Below are 24,772 nucleotides of genomic sequence, written 5' to 3'. Positions count from 1 at the left end.
AGAAACGCGCCTACATCTACCTCGGCACCCTCACCCTCGCAACCCTCCTCATCTGGCTCCGCACATGATCCGAGAAACAGTGCCTAGTGGCGACGTGGCGACTTAGCACTATCACGATGGCCAGCGTTTCGTGATCCACGCGGCCATAACCACACCACCAAAAATAGCGCCAACCGGTACCATCAATACGAATATGTCCATGAATGACATGCGGGAACGCTAGCGCTGCTTTACGCCGTTGGCCCAGCTCCAGAGCACAACCTCTAGGTGCACGACCAACCGAGTGCGCACTTGTTGGCTGAACCCCTCTGGTGCTATCGGCGATTCACTGGCACCCATTCGTTCAGCGAGAGTCAGTCGCCGCCGATCGTCGCCGGCGTCTCGGAGGCGACCGGCATGGCATCCAGGTGATTCCGCAGCCACTGCTCGGTGTTGCTGACGTTGCGGCAGCGCGGCGGCCTGGCTGAGTGCGGCGTCGCGGCGGGACAGGGCCGTGAAGATCGCCTCGTGCTCCGCGAGGTGCGCCCTGCGGTCTGGCCGTCGACCACGCCCCGCCAGATGCGGGCCCTCAGGGTGCGGCCCGAGAGGCCCTCCAGGGGCGTGACCAGTGACTCGTTGCCCGTGGCGGCGATCACCGCGCGGTGGAACGCCGCGTCGTGCGTGTTGAGTTGCTCGACGTCGTCGCGGGCCTCCCGCATGACGTCCAGGTGCCGCTTCACCTCTGCCAGGCCCACGTCGGAGATCCGGGTGGCGGCCGGCGCGGTGGCGACCGGCTCGAGCAGCCGTCTGACCTTCATCCGGTCCAACAAGGCACCCGCGTCGCTCGGCGGCAGGTCCACCGCACTCCCGAGACCCTCCAGCAACAGACTCGGCTGCAGGCTGGTCACATACGTGCCGTCACCCCATCTGACCTCGAACACCCGGGCGATGGCCGACGCCTTGACTGCCTCCCGCGCCAGAAGGAGCCCCTCTCCGTAAGCCATGTGATGTCTTCCCCAGTATAAACGGCGAAGTTAAGTATCAAACCGGTCAACTCCACAGCCTCATCAGGGCCATTCATCCCTGCACGCCCGTTGACAGTGAAGGGTTGCATGCCTGACCTTCGTGCGTAACACCAGTCGCTCACGTCCCATGAGTGCCGCGTCGCCGGAGGTTTCCGCAGTGTCGCAATCGATCAGCAGGCGCAGGTTACTGGCCGGTGCCACGGCCGTCGTGGCGGCCGCGGTGGCCACCGACGTGTCCGCCGGCGGCAGTGCCCTGGCGGCCCCGCGCACCTACACGCCCACCTGGGACTCGGTGAACCGGCATCCGGCGGCCCCAGAGTGGTTCCGGGACGCCAAGTTCGGCATCTACTTCCACTGGGGCGTGTTCAGCGTGCCCGCGTACGACAGCGAGTGGTACCCGCGCAACATGTACGTGCCGGACAGCAAGGCGAACAAGCACCACATCGCCACCTACGGCGAGCCCGCAGACTGGCCGTTCCACAACTTCGTCAACGGGGCGGACGATCTGGCCGGGAACCACGTGGAGTTCGCGCCCAAGCTCAAGTCGGCCGGCGGCGACTTCGATCCTGACGAGTGGGCGCAGCTCTTCGTCGACGCCGGCGCGCGGTTCGCCGGACCGGTCGCCGAGCACCACGACGGCTACTCGATGTGGGACAGCCAGGTCAACGAGTGGAACTCCGTGGCCAAGGGCCCGCGGCTCGACCTGCTGCGCCTGTTCACCGACGCCGTCCGCGCCCGGAACCTGAAGCTGCTGGTGGCGATGCATCACGCGTACAACTACACCGGCTACTTCGAGTACGCGCCCGCCCAGTCGGACCCGAGCCTGAAGAAGTTCTACGGCCAGCTCAGTTCGGAGCAGGAGAACCAGCTCTGGTTCGACAAGCTCAAGGAGGTCGTCGACCGGGCCCGGCCGGACATCCTGTGGCAGGACTGGAGACTCGACCACGTCGACGAGACACAACGGCTGAACTTCCTGGCGTACTACTACAACCAGGCGAACAAGTGGGGCAAGGAAGTGGTCGCCACCTACAAGGACGGCCTCAACAGCCACGGCGAGGTCTTCGACTACGAGCGGGGTGGACCAGCCGACCTCACGGCGCCGTACTGGTTGACCGACGACAGCATCTCCAACTCCAGCTGGTGCTACACCGAGGGCATCGGCTACTACTCACTCGCGCAGATGCTGCACTCGCTGATCGACCGGGTCAGCAAGAACGGCAACATGCTGCTCAACATCGCCCCGCAGGCCGACGGCACCATCCCCCAGGGCCAGCGCGACCTCCTCCTTGCCATCGGCGACTACCTGAAGCGGCACGGCGAGTCGATCTACGACACTCGGGCCTGGACCGCGTACGGCGAGGGCCCGACGAAGATGGGCGGCGGCTCCTTCACCCGCCCCACGGCCGGCACCGCGCAGGACATCCGCTTCACCCGCAACAAGGCGGACACCGTCCTGTATGCCACGGTCCTCGGCTGGCCCGGCCGTTCGCTCGTGATCGAGACGCTCGGCTCCGAACGGATCGACCTGGCCTCGCTGTCCTCGGTGAAACTGCTCGGCGCGACCGCCGGCGAGTACATCGACCTCCCCGCCCCGACCCAGGATGCGGACGGTCTGAAGGTGACCCTGCCGTCCACAGCGCCGTTCGACACGCCCGCGTACGTCTTCAAGCTCCGCTTCTCGGGCCGCATCCCCCCGCTGCGGCCCCTCGCCGGCGCCGTGATCTACCAGGGTGCCAACTACTCAGGTGGCAGCGCCGTGTTGGCCGTTGGCAGCTACACCGCCGAACAGCTCTCCCTCGCCGGCATCCCGTCGCGTGCCGTCTCCTCGCTGCGGCCGGCCGTGGGGTACCAGGTCGTCGGCTACTCCGGTGACGACTTCACCGGTACGTCGTGGACCTTCAGCGCCGACAACGCCGGGCTCTGGAGCAGGATCACCTCCCTGAAGGTCGTATTCGACCCGGCCGCAAACTTCCGCATCACCAACGTCACCAACGGCCTGACCCTGGACAGCGGCGGCGACGTCCCCGCCGGCTCCGACCTGAAGCAGTGGACCTGGGACGGCTCGACCAACCTGCAGTGGCACACGGTCGACCTCGGCAACGGCTACTACAAGCTGGAGAACCGCACCAACGGCCTCGTCGCCGACGGCTGGGGCGCCACAAGCGACGGCGCCACCGCCAGGCAGCAGACGTGGAACGGCAGCAACAACCAGCAATGGCTGATCACCCACCGCGGCGACGGTCGCTACTCCATCGCCAACCGCACCACGGGCCTCGTCCTGGACGGCGGCGGCAACGTCTCCTCAGGCTCCGCCGCCAAACAGTGGACGTGGGGCACCAGCACCAACCTCCTGTGGACGTTCACCAAGATCTGACGTATACGGATGCGGCGGCACCGCGCGAGGATGGGTGTCACCGCATCACTGGCAGGTGGATCCTGAACTCGCGGGCAGGGGAGAGCAGTTGAGGTGGGACGGAGAGGAAAGGCGTCGTTGTGCCGGTTCGTCGTCGAGCCGGCTGCCGGCCTCCAGGTGGAACCGCGGATGACGAGCTGTGTGGGCAGCCGCAGGGTGCGCGGCTCCTGGCGCTCGCCGGCGGTGGAGTGCGACCATTCGCCGAGGGCGGCCGCATCATCAACGTCCACGCGCTGATCGCGGTCGGGGCGGCGGCTGGCCGCCGGGGCGTGTCGGAACTCGAGGCGGGTGCCGGGCCATTGGTCGTGGTCGCGTCCGGGCACCGCGTGGTGGCCGCAAGCTCCTGGTGGGCCCACGTGATGGGACGGGAAACTGAAGAGGCGTGCCCCGGAGGTGGTGGCGAACAGTAACGGATCTGGCTGTTCGGTGACGACGGGGCGAGGCCCAGGCTCAGCGCATTCGGCGTCAGGCCATCATCACTGCAGGCCAGAGCCTCGGCACAGCGATTTCGCGGGTGCGCAGTGCCTGGGCAAGCTTCACGTTTGGCGCGCATCTCCGCCCATTACGGCGCTTGCAGACCGGCTTGCTGTTGTTGATGAGATCAAGCCACCTGTTGGCGGGCCAACGGTCTTGCACGTTCCTCGAAAGCGACTTCGGGCGATCCGTGTCGTTCCCACACACTGCACCGGTTTGGGCAGGAGAGATCCGGCGCCGACGGGCTGCCATGCGGTCTTTGGCGCCGTCGCGTCGTCGATGAACTCGCCACGCTGCACGCCGACTTGTGAGCACGCGGTTCCATCAAAAGGTCACATACGGTGCTCTCGCTTCCTCAACCGGTGCTTTATGGCAGAAATTGACCGTGCAACTCGTTCCCCCGCCCCACTAGCGTCCTGAGGCGTACCCCGAGCCCTCGTGCCCTGATGCCCCATGGCTCATACCAGCCACCTCAACACGCTGACGACGCAATGACGAAGGGAGGAACATGCGTAAGCCCGCCACAGCGGCCGCATCGATTCTGGGAGCGCTACTGCTTGCCGTTACCACGATGGCCACGGCTCACGCGTCACCCGTCTCCGACGACGGCACCGATCGCGTCCGCAGCGCCGACATGCGGCTTGATTCCGTACCCAAGGGTGCGACAAAGGACTGTGTGGACACCGCGCACCGCCGAGACCTGCGGGCCTGGGCTTGTGTGGGCTCCGATCTGTTCGCCAACGGCAAGGTCGAGCACTTGGCCAAGGACGACAAGCCCCAGAAGCCGACCCTCACCGCCGCTCCGAACGCCGACGATGACAGCTGGTGTGAACCCACCGGTCTGTGCTCCCGGTTGGTCAATGACTACATCAGGGAGACCAAGGCGAACATCTGGTACGGCTACGGCTCCGAGAACGTCGGCACCTTCGACGCCGTACTGCGCAACAACCTCAACGGACGCCAGCCGCGCCTCACGACGACACTGATCCACGACGAGGGGCCGGCTCTGTACTTCCCTGACACGCGGACCATCTGCTGGGAAGAAGAATCCCTGTGGCCGGACAACGAGTGCGGCACCGACGTGATGGGCGGAGCATTCCTGTCGACACCGGGAGCACGCTGGTCCAGCGGAGAGAAGCGCGGCGCCTGGCTTGAGAATTCCAACGAGTACTACCACGAGCTCGCCGCGAGCTGGGTGCCCACGGGACGTCCGCCGTTGAGCGGCACCCTCTTCGAGACTCCGTACTTCAACTGCTACGGAACCTCGGACGACAACTGCTATTTTCCCGACGAGTGAACAGTGACGCATGACGGGTGAGCAATACCGTCATTCCTGGCGGGAGGCCGGCGCTCGCGGACCGCGCGGCACGATGAGCAGGACGAGGTCGGCGGGAACGTACAGGCGCCGGTAATCCCGACGTTGCGGACGGGTGGCCGCCCCCCCCGGTCGGTCGCCCGCCGACAACGGGCGCGTCATCGCGAGTACGGAAGGGACCACAGTGCACCAACCGCCCTACACCTGGCGGGACTTCCCGCTCGCAGCGCCTCCGGATCCGCGTGCGCTGGCCGTCGCCCCGGCGCCCGTCACCGTCCACCACTCCGGCCGTTGCTTCGAAAGAATTGGGGACTCCGGTTGGCACATGGTTGTGTGTTGGTACGCGGGCCCCGATCATGCGGTGCGCGTACGGGACCAACCGGACTGGCACACCGTGCGCACCCGCTTCGCCGCCCCCTCGGGAGGCGATCGCACCCACGCCGCACCGCGCACCACGGACGACCAGGACATCATCGAGGAAGCCGCGAACAGCTATCTCGCAGAGGCAGAAATCCCTCCCCGTCCTCGTGGCTTCACCTGGTTCCTCGAGGTTCCCGAGCACCGCCCGCTGACCGCTCTCTGGCAGGACATCTCCCAGCGGGAAAGGCGTCTGGCGACGCGGGCCCCCGGCGCCGACGAAATCGCCGCGGCCATCGCACCGGCCGTGACCCGCTTCTACGATCCCGACACTTCCACCGGCCTCGACTCCGGCCCGTTGTGACCTCGTGGGCGCGTGCCCGACTTCGGTATGTCGGACCTGGCTCGGCGCCGTCGCCCCAAGCTCCCGGGCGGGACGCGCTGTCATCCACCACGGATGTGCTGAGCAACGCTCTTCGGCAAAGCGTCGGTGAGCCGCCGATTCCGACGATCGGCAGGGCCTTGTGACGCTCACGCGTTCGCTGTACGGATTTGGCGGACTGGCGCACGACGCGCTGCACGATCTGCGGAGGCCCGATTCGTATGCGGGTCGTTGCAGGCGTGATTGATCGAGTCGTGGTCTGCATCGGCGGCGCTGAATAGGCAAAGGGGCTACAGCGGTTCGTCGGCCGCCCCGGCCCTACTTAGCGGCTTTCCAGAAGTTCTGTCGGTAACTGGTCGGGAACCAGGGGCTGGTCCAGGGCACGGCCGGTGGTCAGGAGTTGGCCGGCCGAGCCGGTAGCAGAACGTGCCCGAGATCACCGTGCCCGACGGCACCGACCGCACCCGCATCGCGATCCTGCCCTCCGACTTCAGCGCGGACAGCGACGTGGACCTGTGAGCGCTCGACAAGGACGGCAACCTGCTCTCCCACCCCACCGGCGGCAACGACGAGCACGTCGACCTCGCTGAGTCCGGCACCTACGAGGTGTACGTCGTCCAGTACGCTCTCCCGAACGGCGTCACCAGTCAGACGTACACCCTCCACACCTGGCTGATCGGCAAGGACACCAAGTCGGACCGGCCGGCCACCATCACTCCCGGCCGAGCAGCGGGTGAGCGCCGGTGACCCCGCCGAGGCCACCGTCTCCTGGCGCAACCTCGAGGCCGGCCTGGCTTACTCGGACTGGTCGAGTACGGCGACAGCAGCAGTACCGTGGGCACCACTCCGCTGACGGTCATCCCCTAGTCCCCGGGCACCGCAGCAAGCGGCGTGCGTGCCCGGCCCGTACGGCCCGTGGGGACGCGGCTGGGTCTCTTCCCACCGACAGCATCGAGATCACAGGTCATCCCCATGGCGATACTCGTCCTCAAGCCTGCGTTCTCATCTAACCGGAGAGTTTGCGGGCTCTGGGCGCTTTCGTGGCCGGACACCGGGCGGGCCCGGGTCGGGTGGCGGTCTCAGGTGGTGGCCTGGGGTTGTGCCGGGCTGAGGTAGTGCACGGCAGTCTGTTCGGCGTGTGGGGCGAGCAGGCCCTGGAGTTCGTCGGCCGCGACCTTGAGGAGGTCGCCGTCGCGGGTGGCGTGCAGGGTTTCGAGGACGAAGGCGACGTGGGTGGAGTCCTCGGTGACGCGGGTGCGGTGGGCGTCGCGGTGGTTCCAGTGGCGGGTCAGGACGCTGGTGGTGTCCGCGTAGATGATCTCGCCGGGCTTGGGGTGCTCGACGGTGTCGGGTTCGCCGAGCGGGGTGAAGGACTCGGTGCCTTCCGCGTACCGGATGTCGACGTCGCCGGTGACGTGCTCCAGGTCGAAGGCGCCGGCGGGCAGGCCGTGCCGGACGGAGACGGCGTTGTAGGAGTCGACGGCCGGGTTGATGCGCGGCAGCGTTCCCTTCCTGGCGAGGCGGCGGCCGAGCGCGTCGACACTGGGGCGGATGCGGCGGGGATTGGTGCCGAAGGAACGGTAGGCGGTGTGCCAGGCCTCGATACGAGGGTCGGTCTCGTCGGCGGGCTGCCAGGTGCCGTCGGCCAGCTGCTGCTCCAGGTCCTCCACGGCGGCGGTGGTGTGGGGCCAGGGTTCACGGCCGCGCAGGGCGGTGGCGGTGACCAGGGCGATGAGGGTGTCGGGGAAGGCGTCCGCGACGGTGGGGGTGATGCGGAAGGCGGGCATGAGCGGGGTGTCCGTTTCGTGTGTCCGGGCGTGGGTGGTCGCGGTCGGGGCGGTGGTCAGGGCTTCCAGGGGCCGATGCGGTCCCGGCGGCGGTGCTGCTGGCGTGCGGTGGGCACGTCGAGGCCCTGGCCGCGTGCGGTGAGGCGGTCGGCGACGGCGGTCCGGTGCTCGACGGGCTTGTGGTCGTCGTACTTGAACTTGGCCAGGACGTCGGTGACCTCCAGGCGCAGGCCGCGGATGCCGGGCAGCATCCGGCCGTAGGGCGGCCGGCCGACGGCGACGGGGGCGTGGTCGCCGTCGGGCTGGAAGTGGGCGAGCTGGCGGCGCAGCAGTTCCGCCTTGGCCTCGGGCTCGTCGACGATATGGGCGCGGCCGGTGAACTGGACGGCTGTGTAGTAGCTGGTGGGGACGCCATCGGCGGGCGGAGTGCCGGACTTGGCTCGCCAGGGGCCGGAGATGAAGGCGTAGTCACCGAAGACGGTGAAGAGCACGTTCGGGTCGTGCTCGATCGCCTTCCAGACCGGGTTGGGGCGGGCGAGGTGGATCAGGAGATGGATTCCGTCGCTGGTGAAGTGGGTGGGGACGGCGACGGGCGGGTGGCCGGGCAGGCCGTTGACACTGAGCTGTCCGAATTCATGGCCCTCGGCGATCCAGGTCTGCCATTCGGCTTCGTCCAGGCTGGCGTCCCAGGGCTGGATGAACATGCCGCTCTCCTTGCGTGGTCGGTGCTGTGGCGGGCTGCGGGCTTCTCAGGTCAGGGCGAGGAGGCTGACGGCGACGGCGGCGGTGCCCAGGCCGACGAGTTGTCCGCGGTGGATGCGTTCGGCGAGGACGCCGCGGGCGAGCAGGACCGTGCCGGCCGGGTACAGGGCGACGATTACGGCGACGACGGCGAGGTCCCCGCTGCGGGCGGCGAGCAGGAACAGCAGGTTCGCCACGGAGTCCAGCACACCCGCGGCTGCGGACATCGCGTACGCGGGCCGCTCCGCGCCCAGCCTGCGGTACATCACCCCCGCCGCGGCCAGGGTGACGGCGGAGGAGACCGCGCGGCCCACGATCAGCGGCGCCACCCCGCTGTCGGACGGCGCCTGGTGCAGGAAGATCAGCTGGAGGGCGATGGCGGCGCCCGCGCCGAAGGCCAGCAGCAGGGCCGTACGTGAGGGGCGCGCCGCCCCGGCGCCGTGTCCGGCGCTGACCAGTGCGACCGCCACCAGCGAGAGCGGCAGACCCACCAGTCCCGCGACGGCCAGGTGCTCGCCCTGCAGCAGGCCCACACCGACGGGCAGCGCGGCGGACACCAGCGCGGTCACGGGCGACAGCACGTTCATCGGACCGATGGCCAGCGTGCGGTAGAGCAGGACGAACGCGGCGGCGGAGGCGACCCCGGACGCGGCACCCCAGCCGAGGGCGCCGGCGCTGAACGAGGCGCCGAGCACCGGCCACAGCATCAGCTCGACCACGAGAGAGGCCGGAGCCGCGATCATCACGGTACGCAGCACATGAGCCTTACGGGCGCCGAGGCCGCCGAGGAAGTCGGCGCATCCATAGGCGAGGGAGCTGCCCAGGGCCAGCAGCAGAGCGATCACAGCACATCCCCTAGTATCATTGGAACGACCGCACCATACAATGCAACGACCGGTCTGTGTCAACCAAACGACCGTGTGGTGCATTGAAGTGGTCAGTGGTGAGGATGGAGATCAGATGGTCGAGACAGCCGCGGCCCTGCGGACGGTCGCGCACAACGTCCGAGCGGCCCGCACCCGGGCAGGCCTGTCCCTGGAGGAACTCAGCCGACGCTCCCAGGTCAGCAAGGGAGCCCTGGTGGCACTGGAGAAGGCCCAGGGCAATCCCAACCTGGTCACCCTGGTCCGGCTGGCCGACACCCTCGGCATCTCGGTGTCCGATCTGATGCAGGGGCCGCCCGAAGGTCGCGTCCGCATCGTGGCCGCCGACACCGTGGCGCCACTGTGGACCGGAGAACGGGGGAGTGAGGCCCGGCTCATGCTGACGACCTCAGGCCCGGCCCCTGTCGAGGTCTGGCGCTGGCAGCTGGAACCGGACGAGGAATACCCCAGCCACCCTCACCAGGCCGGGGTCGTGGAAACCGTCAGTGTCACCGCCGGCCGGATGACCCTGATCGTCGACGGCACCGAACACGCGATGGAAGCCGGACAGACCGCCACGTTCGACGGCGACACCCCTCACACCTACCGCGGCTCCGGCACCGAAACCTGCAGCCTGATCATGACGGTCCACCTGCCGCCCGGTCCCGCTTCCACAACCTGACCCACGAGGCGCCGGCCGAAGCCGCCCTTGTGGTGCTGTCGCCTCAGTGGCAGCAGAACTGCTTCGTTACGGGAGGTCGCCGACGGCGACTCGGGGCAGAAGGCGTACACACGCCTGGGGCAGCTCCGGCTCGAGCTCGTCGCGCAGGAACTGGGCAAGGCCCTGCTTGATCTGTTCGGCCTCGGACTTCGGTCCGGCGAAGCCGAGGAGGTGGTGATCCGCCGGCGCAGCGTGTGGTCCTGGGCCCGGTCCGGCGGGCTCTCGAGCTGTCGGAAACGATCGGGGAAGCCACCCCGCCTTGCCCGGCGCCCGACCGGATGGCTCCCCATGCGAGCGGTCGGAGAAGGTCAGCTCGATAGAGGCCGCCGATAAGAGACGGACCTCCTCGAACCGACCGAACTCAGTACCTCACGCGTCCGGGCCGTAGAGCGCGGCGATGTCCTCGGAGCCGCTCCACCGGCTGTACGTGGGTGACTGCGGCCAGTCCTCGGGCGAGTCCTGCCACTCCTCCTGCCGCCCGTACGGCAACAGGTCGATCAGCGCGAAGGTGTGACTGAGCTGCTCGGTGCCTCGGCCGTTGGTGTGCCAGGTGCGATAGACGGTGTCGCCGTCGCGCAGGAAGACGTTGACCGCGAATCCACCGCCGGGCGGTGCGCCCACGTCGGTGCCGAACGGGCTGTTCGCGGTGGAGTACCAGGTCATCTTGTTCCCGACCCGCCGTTTGTACGCGAGGGCCTCATCGATCGGGCCCTGGGTGACGATGACGAACCTGGCGTCGTAGGGCTCCAGGAAATCCAACCGGGTGAACTGCGACGTGAACCCCGTGCAGCCCGGGCACTGCCACTTCTCGCCGGGGAACCACATGTGGTTGTAGACGATCAGCTGCGACTTGTCGCCGAAGATGTCGGCCAGCCGGACCGATCCCTCCTCGCCCTCGAGGGTGTAGTCGGGCATCTCGACCATCGGCATTCGGCGGCGCTGGGCGGCGATCGCGTCGAGTTCGCGGGTCGCGGCCTTCTCCCGCGCGCGCAGGTCGTCGAGTTGGCGCTCCCAGGTCTTCGCGTCGACGACGGGCGGCAGTGCCTTGGCGGTCATGAATTCCTCCGAGGTTCACGGCTTGCGGTTCGTACGTGTAGACCGTGCCCGTTCGCCAAACTCATCGCTCTGCGGCCAACTATCGCCGGGCCGGTCGCAGCGCCCTCAAACCAATGGGGAGCGTCCTCGGCATCGCGGGCACCGAGGGCGACCTCAGGGGCGATCCGCCATCGATGCCCGCAGCATCCTGTCCATCCGTTTCGGGCGCGTTGAGGAACGGACCGTCGCTCTCCTCGTACGTCCACGGCTCCCACTCGCCCTCGGAAGCGAACCGGCCACGGGTGTCCTGTATGACCACCATGAAGCCGCGCCTGGCCGCCGCCAGGGGATCGAGCCCGATGGCCGCGATGGGCGTGTGCTTGCCGTACGGCAGCCGGCTCAGCAGCACCGGCCACGGTCCGGTACCGCCAGGCCGGTAGACATCCTCGCGCAGCACCGTGCCGTCACGCATCTCCGCCGGAACATCGAACTCGATCCGGATCTCTGTCATGTGTTGCTCCTCAGCAGGTCGGCCAGCACGTCGGGCCGTTCCAGAGCGATGAAGTGGCCTGCTCCTGGCACCTGCGTGAAACGGGCGGCAGGCAGCAGCTGCTTGTCGGCCTTCCGGTCCGATGGCCGGGACCAGTCCTTCTCCCCGTAGACGAGGTGGATGGGGGCCTTGACCTCGGGGTAGCGCGAGCGGGCCGCGATGAGGCTGGGCAGGTTCTGGTACACGGCCCGAGCGACGGTCGGGTAGCCGGGACGCCCGCCCGCCTGGAGGAGCTCGTCCAGGTAGTCCTCCCGCAGCGCGGTCTTGTCGACCAGCCCGCCCCGCAGGATCCTGCGAAGGACAGGCTTGGGCTCCTGCCGGGCGACCACGGGGCCCACTCCCGGAGTGAGAACACCGCCGACCACCACACGGGCGAGGGCGCTGGACCGGGCGATTCCGCTGCGGAAGTCGTACGTGTTCACCGCGACAACGCGGCGTACCCGCTCCGGCAGATCGGCCGCGGCGGTCAGGGCGAGCACCGCCCCCATGGACTCCCCGACCAACGTCACGTCATGGAGGTCTAGTTCGGTGAGGAGCCGTGCGACGCCCGCGCGCATCGCCGGCTCGTCGTACAACGCACCGGGCACGATCTCTGAGTAGCCCGTCCCCGGCAGATCGAGGGCGTGCACGGTGTACTGATCCGAGATCAACGGGATGAGGGAGCGGAAGTGCTCGGCCTGCGTACGCACGGTGTGCAGCAGGACCACGGGAGAACCCGTCCGTTCTGACATAGCGCAGCGTTCCCTCGCGGCTGCTGCGTCCGCCGCGCGGGGCGATGGTGTGTCTGGTGGTCCCCGGGATGTGAATCGTGGGAAGTGACTCTTGGCCGGGCATCTCGCCGACTGCCTGTCCTACTTCGCCAGCTGCGCGTACAGCCCTGCCAGGTCCCCGGCCAGGCCCACCTTGACCTGCCGTGAGATGTCGTCGGCGAGCACCTCGTAGGCTCCCGCCTCGACGCCGTCGAGGGCGAGTGCGGCGACGTCACGGGGGTCGGACTTGGGTGCGTCGACGCCGGCCGCCAGGTCCGTGTCCACGTATCCCACGTGTAGTCCGGTGACAGCGATGCCGCGTGGCTGCAGCTCCAGGCGCAGGGAGTTGGTCTGCGACCACAGGGCGGCCTTGGAGGCACTGTAGGAGCCGCCGAGGGCCAGCCAGGACAGCACGGAGTGCACGTTGAGGAGGTGGCCGCCACCGTTGCGCTCGATGACCGGCACGAAGGCCCGGGCGACCAGCAGCGGGCCGTAGAAGTTGGTCTCGAACTCCCGGCGCACGTCGTCGACCGGCGATTCGAGGAAGGACGCGCCGACGGCCGCGCCGGCGTTGTTGATCAGTACGGTGACGTCTTCCGCCTGCGCGGCGGCCGCCGCCACGGAAGCAGGGGCGGTGACCTCCAGCGCCACCGGGACCGCGTCGGGATGCGTCACGCTGCGCGGGTCGCGGGCCGTGGCGTACACCTTGCCGGCGCCTCGCGCATAGAGCTCCTCCACCAGGGCCTTGCCTATCCCGCGGCTGCCGCCGGTGACGAAGACGTTTGCGCCCTTGAGTGCGGTCATGACTGCCTCCACAATGAGAAACCGATCGGTTTTCACTACCGTAAACCGATCGGTTTCTGTGTGCAAGGTCAGGCCGTGAACTGATCCGGGCCGAAGGGAGCCGAAGCGCCTCGAGGGAAGGCACCTCGACCCCTCCTCACCGGGGTCAGCCCGCTACGGGAACCGGCTTGCCGGTGTCGGTCGGCACATCGGCGGTCTCCTTGATGCCGTACCGCGTGTAGAAGCGGGCCAGTGGGCCCGGTGCCCACCAAGCCGCCCTGCCCATCAGCTTCATGACGGCCGACCCCAGCAGGATGCGCACCACCAGCACGTCCACCAGGACCGCGAACACCATGCCGACGCCGAAGAGCTTCATGGTCAGCACGCCGCTCATCCCGATCGCCGCGAGCGGCACGCACATCAGCAGCGCGGCGCTCACGACCAGGCGGCCGATGGACTGCAGCCCGGTCGCCACGGCGGCCGTGCTGTCGTCCAGTTGGTCGTACTGCTCCCGCATCCGGGACACCAGGAACACCTCGTAGTCCATGGAGAGTCCGAAGATCAGCGCGAACAGCATGATCGGCATGTTGGGCTCGATGTTGCCCGTCGGATCGAAGCCGAGCAGATGGTGCAGATGGCCGTCCTGGAAGATCCAGACAAGGACGCCGAAGGTCGCGGACAGCGACAGCAGGTTCATCGAGATCGCCTTCAGCGGCAGCAGCACCGAGCCGAACGCGAGGAACAGGAGGATGTATGTCGCCACCGCGATGTAGAGCAGCATCCACGGCAGGGTCTCGCCGAGCGCCTCCAGAGTGTCGTCGTAGACCGCCGACTCGCCGCCGAAGTACGCCCGGGCGCCCGGCGGTGCCGGTACGTCCTTGAGCCGGTTCACCAGGTCGCGCGCCTCGGGCGAGATGGCATTGCCGTCGAAGGTGACCGACACCCGGGCCGTGGTGCCCTCGGCGCCGGTGATCCGGGCGCTGTCGGCGCCCTCGGTGGCGCCGAGCCGCTCGGCGTACGCCTGGAGTGCCGCGCCCTGCTCCTTCGAGGTCGCGGCGGACTTCAGCACGAGCAGCGAGTCGATGGACTTCACCGCGTCGGCGTCGAAGTCGCGCTCCATGGTGTCGAAGACCTGGCGGCCCTCGGCGCTGCTCGGCAGCTGCTGTGCGTTGATGGAGCCGAACTCGATCCGCATGAACGGCAGGGCGAGCGCGAGCAGCAGGGCCACCGTGCCCACCACCAGGACCGCCGGACGCCGCATCAGGCCGTGCGCGAACCGGTACCAGGCACCCTCGCCCGGCGCCGTCGGGCGCGCGGTTTTGCGGCGGCGCAACGAGAAGGCGTTGACCTTCGGACCCAGCACGGCGAGCGCCGCGGGCAGCGCGATCAGCGAGAAGAGCACCGACAGCACGACCGCGGCCACACCGCCGTACGCCATCGACTTCAGGAACGTCGACGGGAAGAAGGTCAGGCCGGCCAGGGCCGTCGCGACCGTGACCCCGGAGACCACCACGGTGCGCCCGGCCGTGGCGACCGTGCGCGCGAGCGCTTCTTCTCCGGTGTGGCCGCGCGCCAGTTCCTCCCGGTAGCGGCTCACGATCAGCAGGCCGTAGTCGATGGCGACCGCGAGACCCAGGATCGTGACCAGGCTCATCGCGAACACGGAGACGTCAGTGACGTTCGAGATGGTCCGCAGGACGGCCATCGAGCCCAGGATGGAGAGCCCGCCGACGAGCAGCGGGAGACTGGCCGCGGCCAGACCGCCGAACACGACCAACAGGAACAGGAAGAGTACAGGGGCCGAGAAGATTTCCGCGGTTCTCAGGTCATGCTCGATCTTCTCACCGGCCTGATAGCCGGTGGGCACCGTTCCGCCCTGCAGGGTCTCCAGGCCGGGTGCCGCGAGCTTGTCCTTGATCGCCTTGTACGCATCCTCCTTGGCCTTCTCGCTGCCGCCGTGGAGGTTCAGCGCGACGTAGGTGGCGTGCCGGTCGTGGCTGACCTGCGCCGGCATCTTGGACATCCAGAAGTGCGAGTAGCCGGTCACCTCCGATGTCGGCAGGGACTCCACCTGCTTGACGACCGCCTGCCGGAACGACGGGTCATCGACGGTGCGGTCCTCGTCGCGGTAGACGACCACGGCATCGGGTGTCCGCTGCGGGAAAGCCTTCTCGGCGATCTGGGCCGCGTGCCGGCTGTCGGAACCGGGGTCGTCGAAGCCGAGCGGTGTCAGGGAGCCGAAGACACCGACGCCGTAGGCCCCGGACAGGACGGCGAAGAGCAAGGTCAGTATCAGTAGAGGATTTCGTCTCCGGTGAAGCAGACGCCCGAACCTGTCAAACATGATTTCTCCTAGATCGTTGGTGAGCGCCGGGCAGGACTGTCTGAGCACGGCGCGCTGCGGAGCCGTCGGGGCCGGCGCCCCGTGGTGAAGGCCCACAAGGGGCTACCGGACCTGATCGGCCGGAAGCAGGCCGGAGCCGAGAAAGTCACTTCTGACCTGGTGACCGGCTCGCGGCAGTGGACCGGGGTTCGTCAAGGACGGCGACCGTTGAGGCAGCCCTCCGCGCCGAACTGTCGGCCGGGGGTAAGTGGAAAGTGGACGGCCGCTGGGCCGAAGGTGCTCACCGCGCTCGGCCTCGGGAGCGGGCCGGGAGCCGAAGCCGGCCAGGCTCGGGAAGGCGTAGCGGCACAGGGAGTTGGTGAGTATGGGCTCCTCGGCCGCAGAGCAGGCACGTCTCCGCTGGTCAGGGATTCAGCCGACTGCGGGGTGAGGACACGATCACCAGCCGCACGGGGTAAGTGCCGGAAAGCGAGGGTCTGTCGACGTCGGCAGACGGTCGACGCACTCGCACGCCCGTTTCCTGGCTCCCGGGTGTCAGCGACAGGAATCCGGGGCCGTCGCGGGCGGGTGTGGTGAGCCGTCGTGAAGAGCGGCTGTCAGCCGAGGCTGAGGATGGCATCGACCAGCAAGTCGGGCTGCTGCTCCTGCAGGAAGTGGCCGGCATCGGGGACCGTCACATGGTTCCGCCCCCGCGCACCCGGGACGCGGTCCTGGAAGATCCGCTCGAACGCGCGCGTGATGTCTTCGCGTTCGGCGAAGGCGGTGAGGAACGGCTTCTCGAAGGCTGTCAGCCCGGCCCACGCTCGGTTCAGCAACGAGGCGGGCGGGTCTGTGCCGTCGAGCGGTACGAGCCGCGGGAACTGCCGCGCTCCGGCGAAGTGCCGCTCGGACGGGAAGGGAGCGTCGTAGGCGGCCGCTGCCTCCTCGGTGAGGACGTGGGCGGTCTGGTTGAGGGCGCTGTCGGGGCTGCCGACGGCCCACGAGGCGGTCAGGTCGGGCGACTCGGACTGCTCAAGCCAGTGCAGGAACGCGTCGGCCGCAGGCGCGAACTGTTCCGGGGTGAACCCGGCCATGACGTCCGGGGCGGCCAGGCCGGTGTTGGCGGCGACCACGGCCGCAAACCGGTCGGGCGTGAGCCCGACGTGCACGAGGAAGACAAACCCGCCCCAGTCCTGACCGAACAGGGTGATGTCCGCGAGATCGAGCTGATCCAGCCAGGCACCGGTCCAGGCGACGTGAGACTCGTAGGTGTACGCGGCCCGGTCGACCGGCTTGTCGGAGCGGCCGAATCCCATCAGGTCGGGAACCAGGACACGGCGGCCGGATGCCACCAGGCCGGGAATCATCTTGCGGTAAAGGTAGCCCCAGGTCGGCTCACCGTGAGCGAGGACCACGACCGGGCCGTCGGGCGGCCCCTCGTCGACGTAGTGCATACGCAGGTCATCACCGACCGTGGCGTACCGAGGCTCGTACGGCCAATCGGAGAGGCCGTCGAAGCGCTCGTCAGGTGTTCGTTCGATGTCCATGCGACACACCGTAACAGTGTTTTGATTGCTCGTTCCAACTCCCCTTGCTCCCTGTCTGGCTGGAGAGGTGTCTCGGTCACCTGCTTTGACCTGCGTATATGTAGATAGATCCAATCTATGGGCAGGTGAGGGCCTGAGGTTGGCGCGTCAAGTGACCTCGATCTGTTGCGACGCCGGGGGAGCATTCGTAACGGCGTTTGAATATGATGACGCCATGGCCAAGCCCAAGACACATGACGAAGCGCTCCGGCTCAGGCTCCTGCACCGCGCGGCCGCCACGGTCTTCGACCGCGGCACTGCGGCGCTGAGCCTGCGGCAGCTCGCGGCCGACGTGAAGACCTCGACCACGGCGGTCTACTCGCTGTTCGGCAACAAGGCCGGTCTGCTCAGCAGCCTGTACCAGGAGGCCGTGCACCTCTTCGTCGAGCGCCTGGCCACCGTCCATCCGACGGACGACCCGGCTGGCGACGTGATCCGCATCGGGCTCGCCTATCGCGAGTACGCCGTGGCCAACCCTCATCTCTACGCGATCCTCTTCTCCGACCGCAGCGTCCAGTGCTCCTCCGAGTCGGACAGGCCGCGTGAGGTCGTCGAGACGTACCGGCCCCTGATTGACGCTGTGAGCCGCGGACAGCGGGCCGGGCAGTTCAGTTCCGAGTCTGCCCCCGAGGTCATCGCGCTGTCGGTCTGGGGAATGGCCCACGGCCTGGTGTCCCTGGTGCTGTCGGGCAACGAGCCGCCGGAGCTCGCGGTCGCCGACTGCTACGAGCGGGCCCTGCGGGCGTTGGTGGCTGGGTGGCGGGAGGGCGAGGAGAGAGCTTCGGGGGTCGCGGATGCGATGTGAGGCTGGAACGGATTCCCGCTCCGGACCTGGATGTCTGGATGTACGGCTCCAGCGGGGCTCTTGCCAGGAAGCCAGACGTTCGCGCTTGGGAGGAATGGCATCCTTCATCCTTCGATGCCCGCGCCGACTGTCGGCGGCGTGAGCGGTATCGCCACCGACTCATCACCGGGGCCACCGCCGAGCTCACGTAGGGCCGCCTGGAGATCACGCGGAAGACCGCATGCCGGAACGCGCGGACGGCATGCGGTCTGTGGGGTGCACACCGCAGGACGGCCCGCCCCTTGGGCTTGTCGGCCGTTGGGCTTGCCAGGCAGAAACCGATCAGTTTACGCTGGCGGAAACTGATCGGTTTCTCGCCGTGGAGGCGAGTCACGCCACCAGACTCACTAGGAGCACCGGATGACTACCGCGCGCGACGCCGAAGGGCAGTCGGCGGATCCCAGGCTTCCGGCGAAGCTGGCTGCCCACCCGTCGGTGCAGGCCGTGCTCGCCCGGCGCAGGGTCGGTGACGTCACGAGTCCGCCGGCAGTGATCGACGCGGCCTGGCTGCGCGAGCTGTGCCTGGCGGCCGGCGCGGCCGACGCGGCCGCGGTCAGCCTGGACCACCCCGACCTGACCGGCGAGCGCGAACACGCCCGGTCCGCACTGCCCGGCACCCGCACCCTGATCGCGATGGCGTTCCGGATGAACCGCGACAACTGCCGTTCCCCGGCCCGCAGCGTGGCCAACCAGGAGTTCCACCAGACCGACGAGCAGGCCAACCACGCCGCCCGCAGCGTCACCCAGGCCCTGCAGGACGCCGGCTACCGCGCGCTCAATCCGTCGGTCGGCTTCCCCCAGGAGATGGACCGCTTCCCCAGTGAACGGATCTGGGTGGTGGCGCACAAGACGGTCGCGGTGGCCGCGGGGCTCGGGGTGATGGGCCTGCACCGCAACGTCATCCACCCGAAGTTCGGCAACTTCATACTGCTGGCGACCGTCCTGGTGGACGCCGAGGTGAGCGAGTACGGGCAGGCGCTGGACTACAACCCCTGCATCGACTGCAAGCTGTGCGTCGCAGCCTGCCCGGTCGGCGCCATCAGCAAGGACGGGGCATTCGACGCCCTGGCCTGCACCACGCACAACTACCGCGAGTTCATGAGCGGGTTCACCGACTGGGCGCAGACCGTGGCCGACAGCGAGGACGCTGCCGACTACCGCTCCCGGGTCACCGATTCCGAGAGTGCCTCCATGTGGCAGAGCCTGGCCCACCCTCCCGGCTACAAGTCCGGCTACTGCATGGCCGTCTGCCCCGGCGGCGAGGACGTCCTGGGCCCGTACCTGGACGACCGCAAGACCTTCATGGACACCGTGCTGCGACCGCTCCAGGACAAGAAGGAGACTCTGTACGTCCTTCCGGGCTCACACGCGCAGGAGTACGCCCAGCGCCGCTTCCCCCACAAGCCCGTCAAGGAAGTCACCGGCGGCTGGCAGCCCCCGGCGAAACGCTCCGCATCCCACTGACCCGGCGCCCCTGTGCCCACCGCCCGCTCGTCCTGCTCGTACTGCAGGAGGTGTTCTTCGGCATACGACGCTTCCACCGGACAACCGCCGTGCGCGTGCCGAGGACTGAACGTTCTGAGGGTCGCCGACCTGCGATGACGTCGTCCGGCCTCTTTCCGCTGTGCCCTTGTTGTCGAGACCGGAGTAAGTCATGAGTGGGATTCATCCCTTCCGCGTACTGCGCGCCAAACCTCTGTGGATCGCCAATGGCGTCATCACAGGCGTACTCGCGCTGCTGTTCACCGTGTTCTACGTTGGCGCCAACATCGATCCGGTCGATCACATGGAGAAACTGCCCGTCGGTCTGGTCAACGCCGACGAGGGAGCCGCTGTCGGCGGCAAGCAGGTCAACCTGGGGGCGCAGATCACCGAGTCGATCGAGAAGTCCACCGCGAGCGGGGGCAAGATCGACTGGAAGGTGTTGGACGAGAAGGGGGTGAAGGAGGAACTCGGCGAGGGCAAGCTGTACGGCGCGCTCGTCGTCCCCGCCGACTTCACCTCCACCACCACCGCACTGACCGGCACCGCTACCACCGCGACCACCGCGACCACCGGGACGCCGGCCCGCCCGACGCTGACGGTGCTGACCAACCAGTCCGCCGGCAGCGTGGGATCCAGCCTGGCTCGGGCGGCGACGACGGAGGCGGCCGAGAACGCCTCGCTCCAAGTGGGCAAGGAGCTGACCGCGCAGAGCGGGACCGGGCAGGCGAAACTGCCCGCCGCGGCACGCGTCCTCCTGGCCGACCCGGCCGCCGTCACGGTCGAGGACGGCCATCCGCTCGACTCACACAGCGGCCTGGGCCTGACGGCGTTCTACTACGCGCTCGTCCTCGTGGTCTGCGGCATGCTCTCCGCCAATGTCATCAGCGGCCAGGTGGACCACGCCCTCGGCTACACCCACAACGACATGGGCCCGCTGCGCCTGCACCGCCCGCTGATCCGGGCCACCCGGGTGCAGACCCTCGCCATCAGCAGCACTCTCATGGCCGGTCTGTCCTTGCTGATGGGAACCCTGGTCATGGTGGGCGCGATCGGCATCATGGGCATGGACGCCGCCCACCTACCGCTGCTGTGGCTGTTCTCGGTGTGCGCCATCGCGGTCTCCGGGATCGGTGCGCTCACCCTCCTTGCCGTCTTCGGCACGCCCGGCATGCTGGTGGTCACGCTGGTCTTCATCGGGATGGCGGTGCCGACGGCCGGCGCCACCACCCCCCTCGAGGCGCTGCCCGGCTTCTACCGCTTCCTCGCGGAGTTCGAGCCCCTGCGGCAGATCACCGGTGGCATCCGCTCGATCCTCTACTACGACGCCCAGGGCGACGCGGGTCTGACCCGGGGCTGGGTAATGATGGCCGCTGGCCTCGCGGTGGCCGCGCTGTTCGGCTTCGGCGTGACCGGTTGGTACGACCGCAAGGGGCTGCACCGCATCCCGGTCGAGACGAAGCCCGAGAAGACCGCCGTCCCGGCGTAGCGGAACACAACTCGCCCCGGGCGTCGAGGCGGAGCCGGGTCAGTACGCGCCGGTTCTTCAGGTGTGCGAAGGCGTGTTCGCAGACGGCTCGTTCTGCGGCGATCAGCTGGTTGTTCTGCTTCTTCGCGGGCGGGAGCTTCTTGCCCTTGGGCTTCTTGTGGCCGGTGATGACCGCCGGGTCGCTGCTGTCGTCGCCACCACCGTCGAGGCCGACGAAGCGGAGGTCGGCGATCGCGGCGCGGCCGGCCGCGGAGCCGGCCGACCAGGTCGTCGTGGCGGCAGGCGGTGATCTCCGAGCCGCGCGTGGGCCGGGCGGTGGAGGTCCACAGCAGCCGGGCTCAGCCAGGTGGCGGGTGAAGTGGATGATCGTTTCTGCGGCAGTGGCGGTGGGCGTGGTCGTCTGGTGGTCTTCCGGTTCCGAAGGGCTGCCGCGGTGAAGCGCGTCATTCCTCGGCTGGGGTGGGGGCTCGGGGAAGGCGTAGCTGGAAGCATGCTCCGAGGGTCCGGGGGGTGAGGGTGAGGGTGAGGGTGCCTCGGTGGCGGTGGGCCAGGTCGCGGGCGATGGCGAGGCCCAGGCCGGTGCCGCCGTGGTCGCGGGAGCGGGCGTCGTCGAGCCGGACGAAGCGTTCGAAGATGCGCTCGGCGTCCTCGGTGGGCACGCCCGGTCCGTCGTCGTGCACCGTGAGGACGACCCAGGCGTCCTGGTTTCGGATGGTGATCTGGATGCGGTGTGCGGCGTGGCGGGCGGCGTTGTCGATGAGGTTGCGCAGCAGCCGTTCGTACTCGTCTGGGTTTCCGTGTGCGTGTGCGGGGGCGGTGCTGTCGCAGGTGAGGGTCAACGGTCGTTCGGTGAGGGGGTATTGCTCGGTCAGCCGGGAGGCGAGGGCTGTCAGGTCGACGGTTTCGGGGCCGGCTGTGGGGGTGCGGGTGTCGAGGCGGGCGAGGAGCAGCAGGTCTTCGGCGAGGGCGTGGAGGCGGCGGGTCTGTCGTGCGGCGGTGGTGGCCGCGGCGGGCCAGTCGGTGCGTTCCGGGTAGGCGAGCGCGACTTCCAGGCTGGCCAGCAGTGTGGTGAGGGGGCTGCGTAGTTCGTGGGCGGCGTCCGCGACGAAGCGGCGTTGCTGGGCGGCGGCGTCGTCGAGGCGTTGGAGGGTGCTGTTGATGGTGGTCGCCAAAGCGGTGATCTCGTGTCCCGTGGCAGGGACGGTGACGCGTTCGCGGGGGTCGCTCGCGGTGACCGAGGCGGTGAGGACGCGGATGGCTTCGACCGGCCGCAGCGCGATTCGGACGGCGAAGTAGGCAGCGGCGGCGATCAGTACGAGGCCGACGAGCCCGGCCCGCAGCAGCAGGCGGTCGGTGGTCTCGGTGATTGCCTCGGCTGTGTGCGGGAGCACCAACACATAGACCCGCAGGTTGGCATCGGCGGCGACGCCCAGAGCGGCGGCTTTGCCATTGCTCAGTTCATCGGACCGGATATCGGCTGTAATAACCTGATTGGTCCCGCCGGCTACAGAGAATTTGTCACTGGGGTCGTAGTCGGGGTTCGCAGGTAGGCGGACGGTAGTAATGAGCTCGACCCTCAAGGCTTTCGGTGGGGCGGGCATCACGTGGTGGGTGCCGGGAGCGAAGTCGTTCATGCCTCCGCCGTAGGCGACAGCGGTGCGTCGGCCGGTCGCGACGACCTCGTACGGCACAGTGCTTGTGGAATCGGGAATGCCACCCTGTTCCAACTTATCGCAGAGAGACCAGAGTTGATCCTTGGCTTGGTCTTCGGCGATCTGCGTGCTCTGGCGGTAGACGTCGTGGTGTACCCACCAGCCGATGCCGACCAGGATGACGGCGGCGGTCGAGGCGGCGGCCAGGGCTGTGCGGGCTCGTACCGAACGCGGCCACCAGCGGCGTCGCGGCTCAGTCGCGTTCACGGTCGTCCACCAATCGGTAGCCGGTACCCCGTACGGTCTGCAGGGACTGCCGGTGGAACGCGGCGTCCACCTTCTTGCGGAGGGCGCTGACGCGCGCCTCCACCAGGTTGGGATCCCAGGCTTCGTCGGGCCACGCGTGATAGAGCAGATCCGTTTTGGAGACGGCCTGGCCCGCCCGGCGGGCCAGCAGCTCCAGCACGGCGAACTCCCTGGGTGTGAGGTCCACCCGGGCCCCGGCCCGGCGGCAGACCCGGCCGGCGACATCCAACGAGAGGTCGCCCACGGCAAGGACGGGCGGGGCGACCGTGGCGGCTCGTCTGACCAGGGCCCGCAGCCGTGCGACGAGCACCATGTAGGAGAAGGGTTTGGCCAGGTAGTCATCGGCCCCCGTGTCCAGGGCCTCTGCCTGGTCCCACTCCCCGTCCTTGGCGGTGAGTACCAGGATGGGGGTTGCGTTGCCCTCCCGGCGCAGCTGGGCGCAGACCTTGTACCCGTTGAGTCCGGGCAGCATCAAGTCCAGTACGACAAGGGCGTATTCGCCGGTCCGAGCCATCCACAGTCCCTGCCGACCGTCATGGGCGAGGTCGACGCTGTAGCCCTCGGCAGTCAGACCGGTGTGCAGGGTGTGGGCAAGGTCCACCTCGTCTTCGACCACCAGAATGCGCATGTGGTGCAGCCTCGCACAGCGCCGGCCCGCCTTCCTGATCGGCCGGTCAGGTTGGATCAGCAACCGGTCAACGAGGTCCGGGCACGCTGGCGGAATGTCTTCGCCACTGCTGAAAGGCCCTGCCGCCGATGTCCCTTGATGAACGTGCCCCCGCCGTGGCCAGGACGGTTTCCCCTCCCGTACCCGTCCGTCGGCAATCACCGAGCCCGGCCAACGCCGTTGTCGTCCTCGCGCCCTTGACGCTGACCATCGCTCTAGGGCTCTGGGGTATCCGCAGGAAGAACACCATGTGGGGGGACGAGTCCGTCACCTATCAGCTCGCGCACCGCGACCTTTCGCAGATATGGCTCACCGCCCAGCATGTTGATCTGGTCCATGCCCTTTACTACGCCGTGATGCATGAGATCTTCGGTCTCTTCGGCGGAGGGCTGCTGACGTTGCGGCTGCCGTCCGTGCTGGCCATGTCCGTGGCGGCAAGCGGAGTCGGGCTCCTGGGGCTACGCCTGGCGGGACCCCGCGCCGGGCTGCTGGCCGGGCTGGTGTTTCCGCTCCTTCCCCAGGTACAGAAGTACGCGCAGGAAGGCCGCTCGTATGCCATGGTCTGTGCCCTGGTCACCTGGGCCACCTATGCGCTCGTGGTCAGCGTCCCGCATCGGGCCCGGTGGCGGTGGGCGGTCTACGGCTCCACCATGCTGCTGGCCTGTCTGCTCCATGAGTTCGCGGTCCTCGCCCTGGTTGCACACGGCGTCACACTGGTCGTCTCCCGTGTTCCACGACCGGTGCTGAGGGCGTGGAGTGTGGCTGCCGCGGGCGTTGTGGCCGGGCTGTTGCCGCTGGCGATCTACAGTGCGGGGCAGTCGGAGCAGGTGTCCTGGATCGGCGGACCGGTGCGGCTTCGTTATTTCCTGGTGGTGGCGGTCGTGGGCATGGCGTGTGCCCTAGTACTGCAACGGTGCTTGTCGTGACTGCTGGCCAGGTCGGTCGTTGGTGTGGTTATGGGTGGGGACCTTGACGATGTCAGGCTGTGGGCGGGTGAACTGGACGCTCTGCATGAGCGGTTCATCCACCGGTTCAACCGGGAGGAGCCGCGCCAGTCTGCGCTGGCTTACATGCGGGGCCTGGTCGCTCCGCTGGAGCGGAAGAACGGCTGGACGCTGGCCGAGGAAGCCGGGCACGCGGGTCCCGATCGCATCCACCGGCTGCTGAACCGGATCGAGTGGGACGCCGACGAGGTCCTGGACGACGTACGTGACTACGTCGTCGAACACCTCGGAGACAGCGAGGCTGT

20 protein-coding genes and 2 pseudogenes are annotated in these 24,772 nt (G+C 68.3%); 10 read left to right on the top strand and 12 right to left on the bottom strand.

The window, feature by feature from the left end; genetic code table 11:
* Positions 1-353: 353 nt before the first annotated feature.
* Positions 354-959 (bottom strand): annotated as a pseudogene (locus GAS53_RS50485) (FadR/GntR family transcriptional regulator); the annotation flags it as partial.
* Between the two features lie 202 nt (positions 960-1,161).
* On the opposite strand from GAS53_RS50485, the gene GAS53_RS50480 reads away from it, so the two are divergent.
* The 4 genes from GAS53_RS50480 to GAS53_RS50460 all read left to right on the top strand — a co-directional run bounded on the left by GAS53_RS50480 (position 1,162) and on the right by GAS53_RS50460 (position 6,692).
* Positions 1,162-3,378 (top strand): alpha-L-fucosidase, encoded by a 2,217-nt coding sequence (locus GAS53_RS50480; protein ID WP_151484579.1) that lies wholly within the window; start codon positions 1,162-1,164, stop codon positions 3,376-3,378.
* 1,084 nt (positions 3,379-4,462) lie between these two features.
* Positions 4,463-5,188, top strand: coding sequence for a hypothetical protein (locus GAS53_RS50470; RefSeq protein WP_151484578.1), 726 nt, complete (start codon positions 4,463-4,465; stop codon positions 5,186-5,188).
* Between the two features lie 133 nt (positions 5,189-5,321).
* A complete protein-coding gene (locus tag GAS53_RS50465) occupies positions 5,322-5,927 on the top strand; it encodes a DUF5956 family protein (RefSeq protein ID WP_318724448.1) in 606 nt (201 codons plus the stop codon).
* 624 nt (positions 5,928-6,551) lie between these two features.
* Positions 6,552-6,692 (top strand): hypothetical protein, encoded by a 141-nt coding sequence (locus tag GAS53_RS50460; RefSeq protein ID WP_225859621.1) that lies wholly within the window; start codon positions 6,552-6,554, stop codon positions 6,690-6,692.
* 332 nt (positions 6,693-7,024) lie between these two features.
* Here the strand turns inward: GAS53_RS50460 and GAS53_RS50455 are convergent, their stop codons facing one another.
* Genes GAS53_RS50455 through GAS53_RS50445 form a run of 3 tightly spaced genes read right to left on the bottom strand, consistent with a single transcriptional unit; the run spans position 7,025 to position 9,318 of the window.
* Positions 7,025-7,732, bottom strand: coding sequence for a B3/B4 domain-containing protein (locus tag GAS53_RS50455; RefSeq protein WP_151484575.1), 708 nt, complete (start codon positions 7,730-7,732; stop codon positions 7,025-7,027).
* Between the two features lie 56 nt (positions 7,733-7,788).
* Positions 7,789-8,436 carry an FMN-binding negative transcriptional regulator gene (locus tag GAS53_RS50450; RefSeq protein ID WP_151484574.1) on the bottom strand — a complete coding sequence of 216 codons (648 nt, stop codon included), beginning with the start codon at positions 8,434-8,436 and terminating at the stop codon, positions 7,789-7,791.
* A gap of 45 nt (positions 8,437-8,481) precedes the next feature.
* Positions 8,482-9,318, bottom strand: a complete 837-nt coding sequence (locus GAS53_RS50445; RefSeq protein ID WP_151484573.1) for an EamA family transporter — start codon at positions 9,316-9,318, stop codon at positions 8,482-8,484.
* A 115-nt stretch (positions 9,319-9,433) separates the two neighbouring features.
* Between GAS53_RS50445 and GAS53_RS50440 the strand changes: the two genes are divergently transcribed.
* Complete coding sequence (locus GAS53_RS50440; protein ID WP_151484572.1) at positions 9,434-10,018, top strand: helix-turn-helix domain-containing protein; 585 nt, start codon at positions 9,434-9,436, stop codon at positions 10,016-10,018.
* A 408-nt stretch (positions 10,019-10,426) separates the two neighbouring features.
* Here the strand turns inward: GAS53_RS50440 and GAS53_RS50430 are convergent, their stop codons facing one another.
* The 6 genes and pseudogenes from GAS53_RS50430 to GAS53_RS50405 form a co-directional block, all read right to left on the bottom strand.
* Entirely contained in the window at positions 10,427-11,113 is a 687-nt protein-coding gene (locus GAS53_RS50430) for a DUF899 domain-containing protein (protein ID WP_151484571.1), read from the bottom strand.
* A 79-nt stretch (positions 11,114-11,192) separates the two neighbouring features.
* Positions 11,193-11,603: a CocE/NonD family hydrolase gene (locus GAS53_RS50425; protein WP_225859620.1), complete on the bottom strand. Its 411-nt coding sequence runs from the start codon at positions 11,601-11,603 to the stop codon at positions 11,193-11,195.
* Positions 11,600-12,476 (bottom strand): annotated as a pseudogene (locus GAS53_RS50420) (alpha/beta fold hydrolase). Before GAS53_RS50420 ends, GAS53_RS50425 begins: the two are co-directional and overlap by 4 nt.
* Before the next feature lie 17 nt (positions 12,477-12,493).
* Positions 12,494-13,195 (bottom strand): SDR family oxidoreductase, encoded by a 702-nt coding sequence (locus GAS53_RS50415; RefSeq protein WP_151484570.1) that lies wholly within the window; start codon positions 13,193-13,195, stop codon positions 12,494-12,496.
* A 145-nt stretch (positions 13,196-13,340) separates the two neighbouring features.
* Positions 13,341-15,458, bottom strand: a complete 2,118-nt coding sequence (locus tag GAS53_RS50410; protein ID WP_225859618.1) for an MMPL family transporter — start codon at positions 15,456-15,458, stop codon at positions 13,341-13,343.
* Positions 15,459-16,114: 656 nt separating this feature from the next.
* Positions 16,115-17,044 carry a haloalkane dehalogenase gene (locus GAS53_RS50405; protein ID WP_151484568.1) on the bottom strand — a complete coding sequence of 310 codons (930 nt, stop codon included), beginning with the start codon at positions 17,042-17,044 and terminating at the stop codon, positions 16,115-16,117.
* 214 nt (positions 17,045-17,258) lie between these two features.
* On the opposite strand from GAS53_RS50405, the gene GAS53_RS50400 reads away from it, so the two are divergent.
* The 3 genes from GAS53_RS50400 (at position 17,259) to GAS53_RS50390 (ending at position 20,898) form a co-directional block, all read left to right on the top strand.
* On the top strand, positions 17,259-17,888 hold the full coding sequence (locus GAS53_RS50400; RefSeq protein WP_151484567.1) for a TetR/AcrR family transcriptional regulator: 630 nt from the start codon (positions 17,259-17,261) through the stop codon (positions 17,886-17,888).
* Between the two features lie 399 nt (positions 17,889-18,287).
* The gene (locus tag GAS53_RS50395; protein WP_151484566.1) at positions 18,288-19,391 is read left to right on the top strand and encodes a 4Fe-4S binding protein; all 1,104 of its coding nucleotides are present in this window, start codon (positions 18,288-18,290) and stop codon (positions 19,389-19,391) included.
* A gap of 190 nt (positions 19,392-19,581) precedes the next feature.
* Positions 19,582-20,898: a DUF3533 domain-containing protein gene (locus tag GAS53_RS50390; RefSeq protein ID WP_151484565.1), complete on the top strand. Its 1,317-nt coding sequence runs from the start codon at positions 19,582-19,584 to the stop codon at positions 20,896-20,898.
* Between the two features lie 443 nt (positions 20,899-21,341).
* Here the strand turns inward: GAS53_RS50390 and GAS53_RS50385 are convergent, their stop codons facing one another.
* Positions 21,342-22,817: a sensor histidine kinase gene (locus tag GAS53_RS50385; protein WP_151484564.1), complete on the bottom strand. Its 1,476-nt coding sequence runs from the start codon at positions 22,815-22,817 to the stop codon at positions 21,342-21,344.
* A complete protein-coding gene (locus GAS53_RS50380) occupies positions 22,804-23,484 on the bottom strand; it encodes a response regulator transcription factor (protein ID WP_151484563.1) in 681 nt (226 codons plus the stop codon). The genes GAS53_RS50385 and GAS53_RS50380 overlap by 14 nt, the downstream gene beginning before the upstream one ends.
* A 236-nt stretch (positions 23,485-23,720) precedes the next feature.
* Between GAS53_RS50380 and GAS53_RS50375 the strand changes: the two genes are divergently transcribed.
* Both GAS53_RS50375 and GAS53_RS50370 read left to right on the top strand, forming a co-directional pair.
* Positions 23,721-24,449: a glycosyltransferase family 39 protein gene (locus GAS53_RS50375; protein WP_225859617.1), complete on the top strand. Its 729-nt coding sequence runs from the start codon at positions 23,721-23,723 to the stop codon at positions 24,447-24,449.
* 30 nt (positions 24,450-24,479) lie between these two features.
* A partial coding sequence (locus GAS53_RS50370) for a transposase (RefSeq protein WP_151484562.1) occupies positions 24,480-24,772 on the top strand: 293 nt, incomplete at its 3' end.

This window comes from Streptomyces albicerus, from assembly GCF_008905045.1.
In the GTDB taxonomy this organism is placed as follows: Bacteria; Actinomycetota; Actinomycetes; order Streptomycetales; family Streptomycetaceae; genus Streptomyces; species Streptomyces albicerus.
This window is presented reverse-complemented; position numbering and strand designations above follow the sequence as displayed.